The organism is Sulfitobacter sp. CW3 (assembly GCF_019392245.1).
Lineage (GTDB): Bacteria > Pseudomonadota > Alphaproteobacteria > Rhodobacterales > Rhodobacteraceae > Sulfitobacter.
In genome coordinates this window covers 1-264 of sequence record NZ_JAHXRL010000308.1, presented here as the reverse complement: position 1 = coordinate 264, position 264 = coordinate 1, and the positions used below count along the sequence as shown (strand labels likewise).

The following is a 264-nucleotide window of genomic DNA, read 5'->3' as shown; positions in this document are numbered from 1 at the left end:
CGTCGAGGTCTACGCCGACGAGACCCCGGCCTCGTTCTACCAGAGCAAGCTGGACCGCGCCCGGGCCGACCTCGCCGCCATCGACGCGCAGCTCGCGACCTACCTCAAGGGCAACAACACCGCGAGCTTCGAGATCGAGCAGCAGAACGATCTCGGCACCCTGGCCGACCTCGCCAAGCAGAAATCGGCGGCGCAGATCGAGCGCGAGGTGGTCGAGACCCGGCTCAAGCGCACCCGCGAGGCCGGGCCCGACCGCTGGCAGCC

Annotated in this window: 1 protein-coding gene; it reads left to right on the top strand. The window is 70.1% G+C overall.

Annotated elements, in window-relative coordinates:
• Positions 1-264, top strand: a 264-nt coding sequence (locus KZZ06_RS21190; protein WP_219581918.1) for a hypothetical protein, incomplete at both ends; no start/stop codon positions are given.